The sequence below is a fragment of the Streptomyces sp. NPDC001822 genome, from assembly GCF_042892135.1.
Lineage (GTDB): Bacteria > Actinomycetota > Actinomycetes > Streptomycetales > Streptomycetaceae > Streptomyces.
Map to the genome: position 1 here is coordinate 113320 of NZ_JBIATW010000015.1, position 15837 is coordinate 129156.

At 71.7% G+C, this 15837-nt stretch carries 11 protein-coding genes; 1 reads left to right on the forward strand and 10 read right to left on the reverse strand.

Features of this window, described 5'->3' with window-relative positions; genetic code table 11:
- Nucleotides 1-111: 111 nt before the first annotated feature.
- The 4 genes from ACFYY2_RS28605 to rplU all read right to left on the reverse strand — a co-directional run bounded on the left by ACFYY2_RS28605 (nt 112) and on the right by rplU (nt 4060).
- On the reverse strand, nt 112-1611 hold the full coding sequence (locus tag ACFYY2_RS28605; RefSeq protein WP_388748248.1) for an SDR family NAD(P)-dependent oxidoreductase: 1500 nt from the start codon (nt 1609-1611) through the stop codon (nt 112-114).
- A 279-nt stretch (nt 1612-1890) separates the two neighbouring features.
- The gene (gene obgE / locus ACFYY2_RS28610; protein ID WP_388748250.1) at nt 1891-3327 is read right to left on the reverse strand and encodes a GTPase ObgE; all 1437 of its coding nucleotides are present in this window, start codon (nt 3325-3327) and stop codon (nt 1891-1893) included.
- Nucleotides 3328-3467: 140 nt separating this feature from the next.
- Nucleotides 3468-3725 carry a 50S ribosomal protein L27 gene (gene rpmA / locus ACFYY2_RS28615; RefSeq protein ID WP_388748252.1) on the reverse strand — a complete coding sequence of 86 codons (258 nt, stop codon included), beginning with the start codon at nt 3723-3725 and terminating at the stop codon, nt 3468-3470.
- 14 nt (nt 3726-3739) lie between these two features.
- On the reverse strand, nt 3740-4060 hold the full coding sequence (gene rplU / locus ACFYY2_RS28620) for a 50S ribosomal protein L21 (RefSeq protein WP_015577124.1): 321 nt from the start codon (nt 4058-4060) through the stop codon (nt 3740-3742).
- Between the two features lie 359 nt (nt 4061-4419).
- Between rplU and ACFYY2_RS28625 the strand changes: the two genes are divergently transcribed.
- A complete protein-coding gene (locus ACFYY2_RS28625) occupies nt 4420-5031 on the forward strand; it encodes an acyltransferase (RefSeq protein ID WP_388748255.1) in 612 nt (203 codons plus the stop codon).
- Nucleotides 5032-5110: 79 nt separating this feature from the next.
- Here the strand turns inward: ACFYY2_RS28625 and ACFYY2_RS28630 are convergent, their stop codons facing one another.
- The 6 genes from ACFYY2_RS28630 to ACFYY2_RS28655 all read right to left on the reverse strand — a co-directional run.
- Nucleotides 5111-6394 (reverse strand): nucleotide sugar dehydrogenase, encoded by a 1284-nt coding sequence (locus ACFYY2_RS28630; protein ID WP_388748257.1) that lies wholly within the window; start codon nt 6392-6394, stop codon nt 5111-5113.
- Nucleotides 6391-8019, reverse strand: coding sequence for a glycosyltransferase family 2 protein (locus tag ACFYY2_RS28635; protein WP_388748259.1), 1629 nt, complete (start codon nt 8017-8019; stop codon nt 6391-6393). The genes ACFYY2_RS28630 and ACFYY2_RS28635 overlap by 4 nt, the downstream gene beginning before the upstream one ends.
- Nucleotides 8016-9539 carry a glycosyltransferase family 4 protein gene (locus ACFYY2_RS28640; RefSeq protein WP_388748261.1) on the reverse strand — a complete coding sequence of 508 codons (1524 nt, stop codon included), beginning with the start codon at nt 9537-9539 and terminating at the stop codon, nt 8016-8018. The genes ACFYY2_RS28635 and ACFYY2_RS28640 overlap by 4 nt, the downstream gene beginning before the upstream one ends.
- A gap of 43 nt (nt 9540-9582) precedes the next feature.
- Nucleotides 9583-10560, reverse strand: a complete 978-nt coding sequence (locus ACFYY2_RS28645) for a Gfo/Idh/MocA family protein (protein WP_388748354.1) — start codon at nt 10558-10560, stop codon at nt 9583-9585.
- Nucleotides 10561-10598: 38 nt separating this feature from the next.
- On the reverse strand, nt 10599-11717 hold the full coding sequence (locus ACFYY2_RS28650; protein WP_388748263.1) for a DegT/DnrJ/EryC1/StrS family aminotransferase: 1119 nt from the start codon (nt 11715-11717) through the stop codon (nt 10599-10601).
- 206 nt (nt 11718-11923) lie between these two features.
- The coding region (locus ACFYY2_RS28655) for an Rne/Rng family ribonuclease (RefSeq protein ID WP_388748265.1) at nt 11924-15837 on the reverse strand (3914 nt) is incomplete at its 5' end.

Sequence of the window (15837 nt, forward strand, 5' to 3'; positions counted from 1 at the left end):
TTGTTTCACGTATTGAGGGAAATGTGAAGATGCGGCTTCACGCACACGGGCCCCTGGAATCACTTTTCAGCGATTACAGGGGCCCGTTAAAAAAGCAATTGTCAAGAATTATTACACATCTTCTTGACGGTCCAGCACCGAGGCCAGGGCCTGCTCGAATCCCGAAGCCTCGGTGACGTCACGCGTCGGGTCCTGCTGACGTACGTCGATGACGTGACCCGTCATCGCGGACAGCAGGACGTCGAGAGAGGTGCGCGCGACGGCCTCGGAGGAGAGCAGCGAACCCTCCGGCTCCTGGCCGAACGCCTTGGTCCGCATGGGGGTCGCGGTGCGCTCCGGGTTCACGCAGTTGACCCTGACACCCTCGCCGGCCCACTCGTCGGCCAGTGCCTGAGTGAGGTTCACCATCGCGGCCTTGGTGGAGGAGTAGAGGCTGTACTCGGCGCGGCCACGGGTGTAGCTGCTGGAGGTGTACAGGAGCAACTGGCCCTGCGTCTCCGCCAGGTACTTGTACGCGGCGCGCGCGATCTGCACCGGCGCCAGGTAGTTGACGTTCAGCGCTTCCTGGATCGTCGCGGTGTCCGTCTCGGCCAGCTTGCCGATGCGCAGCACGCCGGCGGTGTTGATGACGTAGTCGATACGGCCGGTCTCCGCGTAGGCCTTCGACAGCGCGTCGTCGATGTGCTCCGGGTTCTCGACGTGCGTGCCCGTGGTGGAGCGGCCCAGCGCGTAGACGCTGGCACCGTACTGCTCGGCCAGCGTGGCGATGTCGGCGCCGATGCCGTACGAACCTCCGAAGACCACCAGGGTCTTGCCCGAGAGCAGCTCACGGTAGGCGGCCTCGTCGGCCTGGCGCGGTGCGGCGGTCGAGGCCAGCTGGAACAGCTTGTCGGTGATGAAGACGTCGACCGGCTGCGTCACCTTCATGTTGTACTCGTCGCCCGCGACCACGTAGATGGGCACGTCGGGGAGGTACCGCAGGACCACCGAACAGTCGTCCGTGGCCTGGAAGTTCGGGTCACCGGCCGCGACGGCGTACGCCTTGCGGATGGTGGACAGCTTGAACGCCTGCGGGGTCTGGCCGCGGCGCAGCCGGGACCGGTCCGGGACGTCGGTGATGAACTCGCCGTCCTCACCGTGGGTGCGGGTCACGATGATGGTGTCGGCGGACGGGATGGCCACGTCGACGGCCTGGTAGCGGTCGAGGGCGTCGACGCAGTCCTTGATCACACGCTGCGACAGCAGCGGGCGGACCGCGTCGTGGAACAGGACGTTGCGGTCCTCGCCCTCGGCGAGCCCTTCCCCGAGGGCCGCGATGGCGCGCTCGGTGGTCTCGTTCCTGGTGCTTCCACCCTCGATGACCTTGATGACCTTGGTCAGCCCGGCCTTGGCGACGATCTTCTCGACGTCGGGCACGAAGCCCGGCGCCATCAGCACGATGACATCGTCGATGCCCTCGGCGTTCTCGAAGATGGTCAGCGTGTGCTCGATGACTGCCTTACCGGCGATCTTCAGCAGCTGCTTGGGGATCGACAGCCCCACACGTTGACCGGTCCCACCGGCGAGCACGACCGCTGTGGTCCGGGGCTTGGCTTCATGCGGCACAGACACAGACGACCTACCTTGCGATGACAGGGGGGAACTGTGTGATGGTCGCACTCTCCGCGACCGTCTCGCAAGACGGACGTTTACCGGCGCTCGTGCCTGGGAAACCCGCAGTTCACCGCCTGGCCAGGCACATTTGCCCTCGCGAAGCCCCCGCCCGCAGTGACGGACTCCACAGATGTGTGACGCAATCTGCACATGAGCGTCCGCCGCAGGCTCGTCACCTGGCCGTTCCCGGTGAATCCGGAGGCGCCCCCGCGATGCGGGGACGCCCTGCGGCCGGGCCTAGAAGGGGTCGAACTCGTCGTACTCGCGCTGCGCGTCGTCCCGCTCGGAGTCACGGTCACGGCGGCGCTGCGCCGCGGGACGCGGGGCCTCGAGCCGGTGGTCCTCACCGCGTCGTCCCAGCATCTCGGCGCCTGCGGCCATGCTCGGCTCCCAGTCGAAGACGACCGAGTTCTCCTCGGCGCCGATGGCGACGCCGTCGCCGGCCTGGGCGCCCGCCTTGCGGAGCGCGTCCTCGACACCGAGACGGTTGAGCCGGTCGGCGAGGTAGCCGACGGCCTCGTCGTTGTTGAAGTCGGTCTGGCGGATCCAGCGCTCGGGCTTCTCGCCGCGCACGCGGTAGATGCCGTCCTCGTCGAGGGTCACCGTGAAGCCGGCGTCGTCGACGGCCTTGGGACGGATGACGATCCGGGTCGACTCCTCCTTCGGCTGCGTCGCCCGCGCCTCGGCGATGATCCCGGCAAGGGCGTAGCTCAGGTCGTTGAGGCCCTTGTGCGCGATCGCCGAGACCTCGAAGACGCGGTAGCCGCGCGCCTCCAGGTCCGGGCGGATCATGTCGGCGAGATCCTGCCCGTCCGGGATGTCGACCTTGTTGAGGGCCACGATGCGCGGCCGGTTCTCCAGGCCGCCGTACAACCGGAGCTCCTCCTCGATCATGTCGAGGTCGGAGACGGGGTCGCGGTCCGACTCGAGCGTCGCGGTGTCCAGGACGTGCACGAGGACGGAGCAGCGCTCGACGTGCCGCAGGAACTCCAGGCCGAGCCCCTTGCCCTGACTGGCGCCGGGAATGAGCCCCGGGACGTCGGCGATGGTGTAGACCGTCGAGCCGGCGGTGACGACGCCCAGGTTGGGGACGAGCGTCGTGAACGGGTAGTCCGCGATCTTCGGCTTGGCCGCGGAGAGCACCGAGATCAGCGAGGACTTGCCCGCGCTCGGGTAGCCGACGAGGGCCACGTCGGCGACGGTCTTGAGCTCCAGGACGATGTCCCGGCTCTCGCCCGGCTCGCCGAGCAGCGCGAAGCCGGGCGCCTTGCGGCGGGCGGACGCCAGAGCGGCGTTGCCGAGCCCGCCGCGGCCACCCTGGCCGGCGACGAAGGTGGTGCCCTGGCCGACGAGGTCGGCCAGGACGTTGCCGGCCTTGTCGAGGACGACGGTGCCGTCCGGGACGGGCAGGACGAGGTCCTGGCCGTCCTTGCCGGAGCGGTTGTCACCCGCACCGGGCTGGCCGTTCGTGGCCTTGCGGTGGGGGTGGTGGTGGTAGTCGAGGAGTGTGGTGACGGACTGCTCGACGACGAGGATCACGTCGCCGCCGCGTCCGCCGTTGCCCCCGTCGGGACCGCCCAGCGGTTTGAACTTCTCACGGTGCACGGAGGCCACGCCGTGGCCTCCGTTACCCGCGGCGGCATGCAGCTCGACGCGGTCCACGAAGGTGGTCATGGTTGGTGCCTCCAGGTACAGCGGAAAAAATACGGAATGTCTCTAGACGTAACGCGCCGAGGGCGGACCCGCTTCCCCGCATACCGGGAAAGCTGGGATCCGCCCTCGGAAGGTGCTGTGTCGTTCGGTCGTCGCCTGACTCAGGCGGCGACGGGAACGATGTTCACGACCTTGCGGCCACGGTGCGTACCGAACTCCACCGCACCGGCGGTCAGCGCGAACAGCGTGTCGTCGCCGCCACGGCCGACGCCCGTGCCCGGGTGGAAGTGGGTGCCGCGCTGGCGGACCAGGATCTCACCGGCGCTGACGGCCTGACCGCCGAAGCGCTTCACGCCGAGCCGCTGAGCATTGGAATCGCGCCCGTTCCGAGTGGACGATGCGCCCTTCTTGTGTGCCATGTCTCCTCAGTCCCTTACTTCGCAGCCGCGGGGATACCGGTGACCTTGATCGCCGTGTACTGCTGGCGGTGACCCTGGCGACGGCGGTAGCCCGTCTTGTTCTTGTAGCGAAGGATGTCGATCTTCGCGCCCTTGTGGTGGTCCACGATCTCGGCCTGGACCTTGATCCCGTCCAGCACCCACGGGTCGCTGGTCACGGCGTCGCCGTCGACCACGAGCAGGGTCGAGAGCTCGACCGTGTCGCCAACCTTGGCGGTGGAAATCTTGTCAACCTCAACGATGTCGCCGACAGCAACCTTGTGCTGGCGACCACCGCTGCGCACGATGGCGTACACGCGGATCTCTCTCTCACTCGGAACGGATCCCCTGATGCCAGCCGCCCGCGCGGGCCGGGGCCCACGACAGTCCGGAAGGATGAGCGGCCTCCCCCGGGGACGGATCACCGGGAGGGATGTGCTCAGGGGGTAGGCGCACAGAAACACGCCGAGAGTCAAGATTACGGGGCGGACCGCAGGGGGTCAAACCGGGTCTCCCCCGCGGCCCCCGCCCGGACGGGCCGCGAAGCGGCGTCGCCGGCGCATGGTTCCGGGGCACACGGAGGAACTCGTTCCGCCCGCACTGCGGGCGGTCACGGAGCACACGGGAGGGCGATCGTACGCTTTGTCCCATTCCGCTCCCCCGAAAGGTGCCACAGGTGAACTACAGGGTCCAGCCCACCGCACAGGTCGACGAGAGTGCCGAGATCGGGGACGGCAGCAGCGTCTGGGAGCTCGCCCAGATCCGCGAGGGCGCCCGGCTCGGCGAGGGCTGCGTGATCGGCCGCGGGGCGTACGTGGGAACGGGTGTCCGGATCGGCGACAACGTCAAGCTGCAGAACTACGCCCTGGTGTACGAGCCGGCCGAACTCGGTGACGGTGTCTTCGTAGGCCCCGCGGTGGTCCTGACCAACGACCGCAACCCGCGCTCCGTCGATCCGGAGGGCCGGCAGAAGCGCGGGGGCGACTGGGAGCCGGTGGGCGTGACGGTGGCCGAGGGCGCCTCGCTCGGCGCACGGTCCGTATGTGTCGCACCCCTGCGGATCGGCCGCTGGGCCATGGTCGCGGCGGGCGCCGTGGTGACCGCGGACGTTCCGGACTTCGGCCTGGTCGTGGGTGTGCCGGCCCGCCGGATCGGCTGGGTGGGCCGCAGTGGCGTCAAGCTGGCCGAGCGGCCGGACGAGCCGGGTGTCTGGGAGTGCCCGAGGACCGGCGCGCTGCACGACGAGACCGACGGGGTGCTCACGGAGCGCGCCCCCCTGGCACTCTGACGCGGGAGACGCGCGCCGGATCCGCCCCCGGCCGGGCCGGGCCCCGCGGCCGGACCACCGGGTCGGCCGCGGATGCCGGTCAGCCGCCGATGACCACCCGGCGCACACCCGCCCACCGGGCCGGGTCCGTCGTGCGGCGGCCGTCGACGAGGACGCGGACGTCCGGGAAGGCGTCCGAGGACAACTCCCGGTACTCGGGGTGATCGGTCTGGAGGATCGCCGCGGTGACGGCCTGGCTCTCGTGCGGTACCAGACCCTGCGCCCGCAGCTCCTCGGGGCTGTACAGGGGGTCCGAGACGAACGGCACCGCTCCGCGCTCCCGCAGCGCCTCGACCACACCGAAGACACCGGAGAACGCGGTCTCCTTGACGCCTCCGCGGTAGGCGGCGCCCAGCACGAGGACGCCGGCGCCGTGCAGGTCGCCGTACGCGGCGGCCAGCAGGTCGACGGCGTAGCCGGGCATCGCGGCGTTCGCCTCGCGGGCCGCCCGGACGACGGTGGCATCGGGGTCGTTCCACAGGTACATCCGCGGGTAGACCGGGATGCAGTGGCCGCCGACGGCGATGCCGGGCCGGTGGATGTGGCTGTAGGGCTGGCTGTTGCACGCGTCGATGACCTGCTCGACGTCGATGTCGTGCAGGTCGGCGAAGCGTGCGAACTGGTTGGCCAGACCGATGTTGACGTCCCGGTAGGTGGTCTCGGCGAGCTTGGCCAGCTCGGAGGCCTCCGCCGAACCGAGGTCCCAGACGCCGTTGGGGCGGGGCAGGTCGGCGCGCTCGTCGAAGTCGAGCACCGCCTCGTAGAACTCGGCGCCGCGCAGCGCCGACGCCTCGTCGATGCCGCCGACCAGCTTGGGATACCGGCGCAGGTCTGCGAAGACCCGGCCGGTCAGGACCCGCTCCGGGGAGAAGACGAGGGCGAAGTCGCGTCCGGGGGTGAGGCCCGACCCCTCCGCGAGCATCGGCGCCCAGCGGTTGCGGGTGGTGCCGACCGGCAGGGTGGTCTCGTAGCTGACGAGGGTGCCGGGGCGCAGGCCGGCGGCGACGGCCTTGGTCGCCGCGTCCATCCAGCCGAAGTCCGGGGTTCCCTCACCGTCCACGAAGAGCGGTACGACGATCACGACGACGTCGGACGCCGCGACCGCGGCCGTGGTGTCCGTCGTCGCGGAGAGGAGGCCGGCGCCGACCGCCTCCTTGAGCCTGACGTCCAGGTCGTGCTCACCGGGGAACGGCTCGGTCGCCGCGTTCACCAGACCGACGACCTCCTCGTCGACGTCCGCGCCGATGACCGTGTGGCCCTTGGCGGCGAACTGCACGGCGAGCGGGAGCCCGATCTTTCCCAGTGCGACTACGCAGATGTTCATCGGCTTCGCTTCCTCTTCGGTCCCAGCAGACTCCACAGCCTGCTACCCCGTCCGCCCCGGCGCTCCACCAGCGGAGCCGTCGTGACCACGAGCCGGCCTTTGCTGTTCGGACGCGCCGCCACGCGGTGGGGGTCGGACTCGCCCCACCGGCGGGCCAGCGGCATGGGCCGGCCCTCGGTCCGCACCGGGATCTCGTAGGCCGCCCCCGCGACGTCGACGTAGACGCGCACGCCCTTGCCGGCCGAGACGGCCGGGACCGGCACGCGGGCGCTCACCAGCGTGCCGCTTCCGTCCGCGGCCGCCTCGACGGCGAAGTCGCCCGGTGCCGGAGGGCGGTCGTCCCGCGCCTTCAGGCGGCGGGCACCGGGGCCGTCCGCGCTCTGCGGCATGGCGCCCTGCACCAGGGCGACCACCGCCGAGGACGCGTCTCCGGTGACTCCGAGCCGCACCCGCACGGTGAGCCGGAGGTCCGCGCCCGACTGCTCCCAGCCGGCCGACTCGAACCGCGTGCCCGCCGCGAGCCTGCCCGCCACGGTCTCGCCGAGGACCTCGTAGTACCGGTCGTCCAGGCCGACCGCGGGGTCCCGGAAGCCGGGATAGGCGGCGAAGGCGCGGTCGCCCTCCAGCAGGAAGGGCGGGGCTCCGTGCGCGGCCTCGTCGGCGATGGTGCTGCTCAGGGTCTCCACGGCCCCGCACCCGGCCAGCCCGAAGCGGACCCGGCGCTTCACGCCCGTACCGTCGCGCAGCGCGTCCGTGTAGTACGTCCCGAGCAGTACGGCGAGCCCGTCGCACAGCTGCCGCCGGGTACCGAGGTCGAGTGCGGGGAAGTCCGCCAGCAGGAGCTTGGAGAGTTCCCAGGCGAAGTGGCGGGCGAGGATCGCGTCCCGGCGCGGCCCCGGCGCGACGAGACCGGCGACGTGGTCCATGATCCGCGCGGTGCACCGCAGCCGGGCCAGGTGGTCGGCCCGGTAGGTGATGTTGCTCGCGTCGCCGCGCTTGACCGCGTAGTAGCAGATGTAGTCGGCGAGCACCGAGATCCTGCGGGCCCGGACACAGGCCTCGATGGTGAACGGCTGGTCGCTGCCGACCGGCATGTCCTCGGGGAAACGCAGGTGGTGCTTCTCCACCAAGTCGCGTCTGAACAGCTTGGTGTTCGCCAGTGTGAACGGCAGGTGGGAGTGGTACAGGCTGATGTCGGCGGCGTTCTCCGCGTACAGCTTCTGGTGCACGTACCGCCCGTTGACCCCGACCATCCTGCCGGCGACGACGTCCGACTCGTGCGCGTCCGCGTAGGCCACCAGCCGCTCCAGGGCCTCTTCGCCGAGGTAGTCGTCCGAGCCGACGAAGTAGACGAAGCGGCCGGTGGCCTTGTCCAGTGCGCGGTTGCTGGGGGCCGCCGGACCGCCCGAGTTGGCCTGGTGCAGCACGGTGACCGCACCCGGGTACAGGTCGGCGAACCGGTCGAGTTCGGCGCCGCTGCCGTCCGTGGAGCCGTCGTCGACCGCGATCACTTCGAGGCGGTCCAGCCCGATGCTCTGCCCCACCAGGGAGTTCAGGCACTCCGTCAGGTAGGGCATCGTGTTGTACACCGCCACGATCACGCTGACGTCGGGGCACGCGGTCATGACGTCACCGGGGCCATCCGTTCGCCCACCGGCGCGCGTACGCCCTCGACGAGCCTGGAGTACACGCCGTCGAGGACCGCCGCCTGCGCCTGCCAGGTCCATTCCGCGAGCATGCCGGGCCGGTCGTAGGCGGCCCGGTAGCGCTGCGGATCGGCGAGGACGGCGGTCACGGCACGTACGTAGTCCGCCACGTCCTCGGCCGTGAAGACCTCGCCCTGTCCGGTGGCGGCGACCGTCCCGCCCATCGTCCGGACATCGCTGACGACGAGCGGGAGCCGCGCGTGCGAGTACTCGAAGAACTTCGTGATCAGGGCGATCTCGTGGTTCGGCCAGTGGTGGATCGGGATGACGCCGACGTCCGCCGCGGCCAGGTGGCGGACGACCTGGTCGTGCGGCACGTAGGGCAGGACGTGCACCCGATCGGCCGCTCCGAGCTCGGCCGCTCGCGCCCTGAGGGCCTGCATGTAGGGCGAGTTGCCGCGCGGGACGACGAAAGCGGCGTGCGTGGAGGGGAGTTGCGGCAGGGCCTCGATCATGATGTCGAGGCCCCGCTGCGGGGCCGCGGAGCCGCTGTAGACGGCCAGCGGCACCTCGGGGCCGATTCCGCACAGCTCCCGCAGGTCGGGGACGGGCTCGGCGGACCCGTCGTCGGGGGTCAGGGCGTCCGGGGCGTTGAGCACCACCTCGGGCAGGTTGCCCAGCCCGTGGTGCTCGGCCAGCATCTGCGCGAGGGTGGCCGACACGGTGGTGACGGCGTCGGCGTACTTGGCGTGCTCCCGCTCGTGAGCGCACTGGGCGACGTGCCAGCGGGGGTGCGGGTTCCAGGGCTTGATGCCGGGCAGGTACTCGTGCGCGTCCCACACCAGTTTCACGGTGCGGCCCCTGGCCTCGGCCCGCAGCTTGGCGCGCGCGCCCACGCCGAGCATCCGGAAGTCGTTCGCGTGGATCAGGTCGGGTTCGAGGCGGTCGATGACCTTCCCGTAGGCGAGCTCCAGGTCCCACAGGCCGGGGTCGAGCCGGCGCCAGGCCCGCTCCCCCATCACCCGGACCCAGAAGGCCGTGGTGAAGCGGTCGAGCGGGGTGTCCATGTCCTTGCGGCGGACCTCCAGCGCGGCGGTCTGCCGGGCGCGCAGGCGGACCCACTTGCCCATGCCCCGGGACAGCAGTCGCGTCGGCAGCAGCCGTGTGCGCGCCAGAGCGGATCCGCTCCGCCCGGTCTCGATGACCCGGAGGTTGAGCTCCGCGCGCCATGCCTTCATCCGCTGCTTCCGGTACTCGGCGAGCGGACCCGGCGGATAGGCGAGCGGGGCGCGGAGCACCGCCCGGCGGTACTCGTGACGGCGTCGGTGCAGGGGCGTCGGCACCGTCAGCAGGCGCACCCGGGCGCCTCCCAGCCGCCAGCTCCTCCCCTTCTTGTCGGGCGACTTGCCCAGGAGGACCACGTCCCAGCCCGCCGCGGCGGCGGACCAGGCCTCCTTCTGCACCCGGGAGTCGCCCTTCACGCCGTTCTCGACCAGCATGACGATCCTCCCCCGGTGGCGTGGGGGTTCCTCCACAGGGCGGTCAAGCACCATGGCTGACCGCCGCCTCCGCCTCGAAGACCACGGTGCGACCGCTCCGGGCCGAGTCCAGCAGTGAAGCGGCCACCTCCACGGTGCGCAGCCCCTGCCGCAGTGTGCAGATGTCCGAGGAGGTCCCCTGCACGGCGTCCCGGAAGAGTTCGTGCTCGACGAGCAGCGGCTCCCGTTTGGGGATCGCGTAGCGGACCATGTCCCCCTCGGAGACTCCCCGGAAGGCGCTGAGGGCGTCCCACTCGGTGGCGACCGAGGCGTTCGAGTAGAACGTCAGGTCGGCGGTCAGGGTGTCGGCGACGAGGCAGCCCCGCTCACCGGTGACCGAGGTGAACCGCTCCTTGAGCGGGCTCAGCCAGTTGACCAGGTGGTTGACCATGGTCCCGTCGGTGAGCCGGCCGACCGCGCTCACCATGTCCTCGTACGGGCGGCCCGACTTCGACACGGTGTGGGCGGCGATCGACACATAGCTCCGGCCGGTCATCCAGGCCGTCAGGTCGATGTCGTGGGTGGCCAGGTCCTTGACGACCCCGACGTCGGCGATACGGTGCGGGAAGGGGCCCTGGCGCCGGGTCACCACCTGGTACACGTCACCGAGTTCGCCGGTCTCCAGACGGCTGCGGAGCGAGCGCAGAGCGGGGTTGCACCGCTCGATGTGGCCGACGCCCGCGACCAGGTTCCGCGACTCGAAGGCGTGCACGAGCCGCAGGGCGCCTTCGACGGTGTCCGCGAGCGGCTTCTCCACGAGCACGCAGACGCCGGCTTCGGCGAGGCGCAGGCCGACCTCCTCGTGCAGGCCCGTCGGACAGGCCACGACGGCGTAGTCGACGCCCAGGGCGAGGAGGTCATCGACACCCGACAGGACGGGTGCTCCCTGGGCCCAGCCGTTCTTGTCGCCCAGCGGGTCGACCACACCGACCAGCTCGACGCCCTCCAGGGCCGTGAGTACGCGGGCGTGGTGGCGGCCCATGGAGCCGAGGCCGATCAGACCGGCCCGCAGTCCGGCGTTCACAGAATTGCCTCCAGGGCGTTGACGGCGGCGGCCACGCGCTTCAGGTCCTCCGCCGTGAGGGAGGGGTGTACGGGCAGGGAGACGGCCTCGGCGGCGGCCCGCTCGGTCTCCGGGAGGTCCCAGAGACGGCCGGCCTTCTGGTCCGGCTCCCAGTAGGGTCTGAGCCGGTGGATCGGCGTCGGGTAGTAGACCGCGTGGCCGATGCCCGCCTCGGTGAGGGACGCCATCGCGGCGTCCCGGACACCGGGGACGCGCACGGTGTACTGGTGGTAGACGTGCCTGGCTCCCTCTGCGACCGGCGGCGTGATGACGCCGGGGTGGGTGATGTGCGAGTCGAGGAACGCGGCGTTGGCCCGGCGCTGCTCGGTCCAGGCCCCGAGCCTGCCGAGCTGCACGCGGCCGACGGCGGCGGACACGTCGGTCATCCGCATGTTGGCACCGACGATCTCGTTGGCGTAGCGCTGCTCCATGCCCTGGTTGCGCAGCAGCCGCAGGGTGCGGGCCAGACCGGCGTCCGCCGTGGTGACCATGCCGCCTTCGAGGGAGTGCATGTTCTTGGTCGGGTAGAAGCTGAAGGCTCCGCCCGCGCCGAACGCGCCGACCGGGGTTCCGTCCAGCGCTGCGGCATGGGCCTGGCACGCGTCCTCGACCACGGCGAGCCGGTGCTTGTCGGCGACGCGCATGAGGCGGCCCATGGCCGCCGGGTGGCCGTAGAGGTGCACCGGCATGACGGCGGCGGTGCGCGGAGTGATCGCGGCTTCCACCGCCTCCGGGTCGAGACCGAAGCTCCCCGGCTCGATGTCCGCGAACACCACGTCGGCACCGGTCAGCCGTACCGCGTTGGCGGACGCCGCGAAGGAGAACGAGGGGACGATCACCTCGTCGCCCCCGCCGATGCCCAGGGCGAGGAGGAGCAGGTGCAGGGCGGAGGTGCCGGAGTTGACCGCGACGCAGTGGCGGCCGCTCACCAGGCCGGAGAAGTCGTCCTCGAAGGCGGCGACCTCGGGGCCCTGTACGACGCGGCCGCTGCGCATCACGCGGACCACGGCAGCGATCTCGTCCTCTCCGATGACGGGACTGGCTGCGGGAACCGGCTGCTCGTTGATGCTCGTCATCGAAGCCCTCCTTGACGAGTGCGCCGATCGCGCGCTCCCCGCCCTGCCACACCAGGGATGCATCGAATCATGACACAGAGGACATATGTAGCGCAGGAATGAAGCTCCCGGACCGGCCGGGACGTCACGGTCGCCACAAACGCACACGTCCCGCCCCGATGAGCTCGGGGCGGGACGTGTGCGGGTGAAGGGGTGCTACGCGGGCATCAGCTGCCCGACGCCTCACCCTCGTCGGTACGCGCGGAGGCGACCACGGAAGGCGACGACTGCTCGGCCGCGACGGTCTTCTTCGTCGCCTTCTTCGCCGTCGTCTTCTTCGCGGTGGTCTTCTTCGCAGCCGTCTTGGCAGCGGTCTTCTTGGGTGCCGCCGCCTTCTTCGCCGTGACCTTCTTGGCCGTCTTGCGCGCGGCCGCCTTCTTCACCGGAGCCTCGGATTCCGGGACCTCGGCCTCGGGAGCCTCCGGCGTGTCGGAAGCGTCGCCGGTGACGACGACGACCGCCGCCTCCTCGGCGCCGGCCGGAGACCCGGCGGGAGCCGTGGCCTTGCGGGTCGCACGCCGACGCGCACGCGGCGCCGGAGCCTCCGCTTCCGCCGCCTCGTCCGAGGGGGCGGAAGCCGGGGCCTTGACGACCGGGTCCTCGATCGCGACCGGGTCCGCGGCGGGCTCGGCCGGGTGCACCGGGGGCGTCACGTCGGCCTGCTGGGGCGATCCCGCCGGAGCGGTCGCCTTGCGCGTCGCCCTGCGCCGGGTACGGGCCACGGGCGCGGCCTCCGCCTCGGGGGCTGCCTGCGGGGCCGGGGCCTCGGACTCGACGGCGGGTTCCGCCTGCGGCTTCTCCTCGGCGACCGGTGCCGGTGCGGGCTCCGCCACCGGGGCGGGCGCTCCGGCCGGGGCCGTGGCCTTGCGGGTCGCGCGCCGACGGCCGCGTCCGCGCCCTGCCGCGGCCTCAGCCTCGGCGGGGCTGCTGTACAGCTCCTCGTCGGCCACGAACTCCGGCTCCGGCAGCGCCACCGGGGCCGCGACCTCGGCCGCCACCTCGGCTTCGGTCTCCGTCTCGGTCTCGGTCTCGGCCGTGTGCTCGGCCTGGTCATGGTCGTGCTCGTGTCCGGCGCCGCCGCGGCCGCGCTTCTTGGACCGCTTGCCGCCACCGCCGCCGGCCGACGTCGGCTGCTCCATGTGGACGATCACGCCGCGCCCGTTGCAGTGGACACAGGTCTCGGAGAAGGACTCCAGCAGACCCTGGCCCACGCGCTTGCGCGTCATCTGGACCAGGCCCAGCGAGGTGACCTCGGCGACCTGGTGCTTCGTACGGTCGCGTCCCAGGCATTCCAGCAGACGCCTCAGCACCAGGTCCCGGTTGGACTCCAGCACCATGTCGATGAAGTCGACGACGACGATGCCCCCGAGGTCGCGCAGCCGCAGCTGGCGCACGATCTCCTCGGCCGCCTCCAGGTTGTTCTTGGTGACGGTCTCCTCGAGGTTTCCGCCCTGCCCGGTGAACTTGCCGGTGTTGACGTCGACGACGACCATCGCCTCGGTCTTGTCGATCACCAGCGAGCCGCCGCTCGGAAGGTAGACCTTGCGGTCCAGGGCCTTCATCAGCTGCTCGTCGATGCGGTACGTCGCGAAGACGTCGACCTCGGAGGTCCAGCGCGACAGACGGTCCGTCAGGTCCGGTGCGACGTGCGAGACATAGCCGTAGATGGTCTCCCACGCGTCGTCACCGCTGACGATGACCTTCGAGAAGTCCTCGTTGAAGATGTCCCGGACGACCCGGACCGTCATGTCCGGCTCACCGTAGAGCAGCGTCGGCGCGTTGGAGCTGCTGGTGTTCTTCGACTTCTTCTGGATCTCTTCCCACTGCTGCTGCAGCCGCTCGACGTCACGGCGCAGCTCGTCCTCGCTGGCGCCCTCGGCGGCGGTGCGCACGATGACGCCCGCGTCCTCGGGGACGATCTTCTTGAGGATGGTCTTCAGCCGCGCCCGCTCGGTGTCGGGCAGCTTCCGGCTGATGCCGGTCATCGAGCCCTCGGGCACGTACACCAGGTAGCGGCCGGGCAGCGAGACCTGGCTGGTCAGGCGGGCGCCCTTGTGGCCGATCGGGTCCTTCGTGACCTGGACGAGGACCGACTGGCCGGACTTGAGCGCGGTCTCGATGCGGCGCGGCCCGTGGGCCATGCCGAGTGCCTCGAAGTTGACCTCGCCCGCGTACAGGACGGCGTTGCGGCCCTTGCCGATGTCGACGAAGGCCGCCTCCATCGACGGCAGGACGTTCTGGACCTTGCCCAGGTAGACGTTGCCGACGTAGCTGGTGGCCTGCTCCTTGTTGACGTAGTGCTCGACGAGCACGTTGTCCTCGAGGACGCCGATCTGGGTGCGCTCGCCGCTCTGGCGGACGACCATGACGCGCTCGACGGCCTCGCGGCGGGCCAGGAACTCGGCCTCGGTGATGATCGGGACGCGGCGGCGGCCCTGCTCACGACCCTCGCGGCGACGCTGCTTCTTGGCCTCCATGCGGGTCGAGCCCTTGATGGACTGGACCTCGTCGAAGCCGGTGCCGGGCTCGCGGTCGGCATCCTTGCCGCGCCGTTCGCGCGGCTCGCGGACCTTGACGACCGTGCGCTCCGGGTCGTCCGTGCCGCTGCCCGAGTCCTCGCCCGAGGCGTCCCCGCTGCGGCGACGGCGACGGCGACGGCGACGGCTGCTGCTGGACCCGGCGGACGACTCGTGCTCGTCGTCGTCCTCGTCGTCCTGGCTCTGCTCGTCCTCGGCGTGGTCCGCCGCGGAGTCGTCCTGCTGCGTGTCGTCCGAGTCGCCCGTCTCACCACGACGACGGCGGCGGCCACCGCGACGGCGACGGCGTGAGGGCCGGTCCCCGTACTCGTCCGACTCGTCGTGCTCGTGCTCGGCGTCCGAATCGGTCTCGGCCTCGTGCTCGTCCTCGACGGGGGCCGGGGCCGCCTCCTCGGCGGGAAGGGTGACCGGGGTCGCGGCCGGCTCGGTCTCGACGGCCTCGCCGCGGCGGCGGCGCCGACGGCGCGAACCGCCCTGTGCGGCCGCCTCGGAGGTCTCCGAAGCCTGCACGGGCTCCGCCTTGCGAGGCGTGCTCTCCGGCGCCTGCTGCTCCTCGGCCTCGTCGCTCTCGTCGTACGCGGATGCGGCCGCCGCGGCGGCGGCAGCGGTCTCCGGGGTCTGGAACATCGGCTCTGCGAAGACCGGGGCCTGGAACACGGCCACGGCGGGGCGCGTCGCGCGGCGGCCCTTGCGGGCCGGCTCCTCGGCCTTGCCGGTGAACTCCGGGCGGCCGGCGGCGGCGGTGGCACGGCGTCGCTGACGGCCCCGCGGTGCTGCCTCCTCGACCTGCTCGGTCTCGGTGGCCAGTTCCTCGGCCACGGCCGCGGGAAGGCTCTCGGCGTTCTCGGCGGCCGCCTCGGCGACCTCCTCGACGGGCTGCGGAGCGGGGGCGCCGGCCGGGGATGTCGCCTTACGGGTGGCGCGACGGCGGCCTCGCGGAGCCTCGACGGGCTCGTCGGCGGGGGCGGCCTCGGCTGCGGGGGCGGCCTCGGGCTCCGCCGGTGTCACGGTCTGCGGGGTCCGGTCGGCGTCGGCGGTCTGCGGCGCACCGGCCGGAGCCGACGCGCGGCGCCTGGTGCGGCCACGCGGCGCGGCGGACGGTTCCGTCGTGCCGGCCGCTTCGGCGGCGGGCTCGGCGGCCTTCACGGGCTCCGCCGCGGGGACGTCCTCGGTGACGGTCCCGGCCTGCGGCGGAGCGCCGGCGGGAGCGGTCGCCTTGCGCGTGGCGCGGCGACGGCCACGCGGGGCCTCGACGACGGGTGCCTCTTCGGCCTCGTCCTCGGCGGGGGCCGGGGTCTCGACGACGGGCTCGGCCACGGTCTCCACGACCTCGGCGGCCTGCGGCGCACCGGCCGGAGCCGTCGCCTTGCGCACCGCACGGCGACGCGCGCGGACCGGCGGGGCGGCCTCTTCGGCCGTCTCCTCGGCGGGGGCCGGGGTCTCCACGGCGGGCTCGGCCACGGTCTCCACGACCTCGGCGGCCTGCGGCGCACCGGCCGGAGCCGTCGCCTTGCGCACCGCACGGCGACGCGCGCGGACCGGCG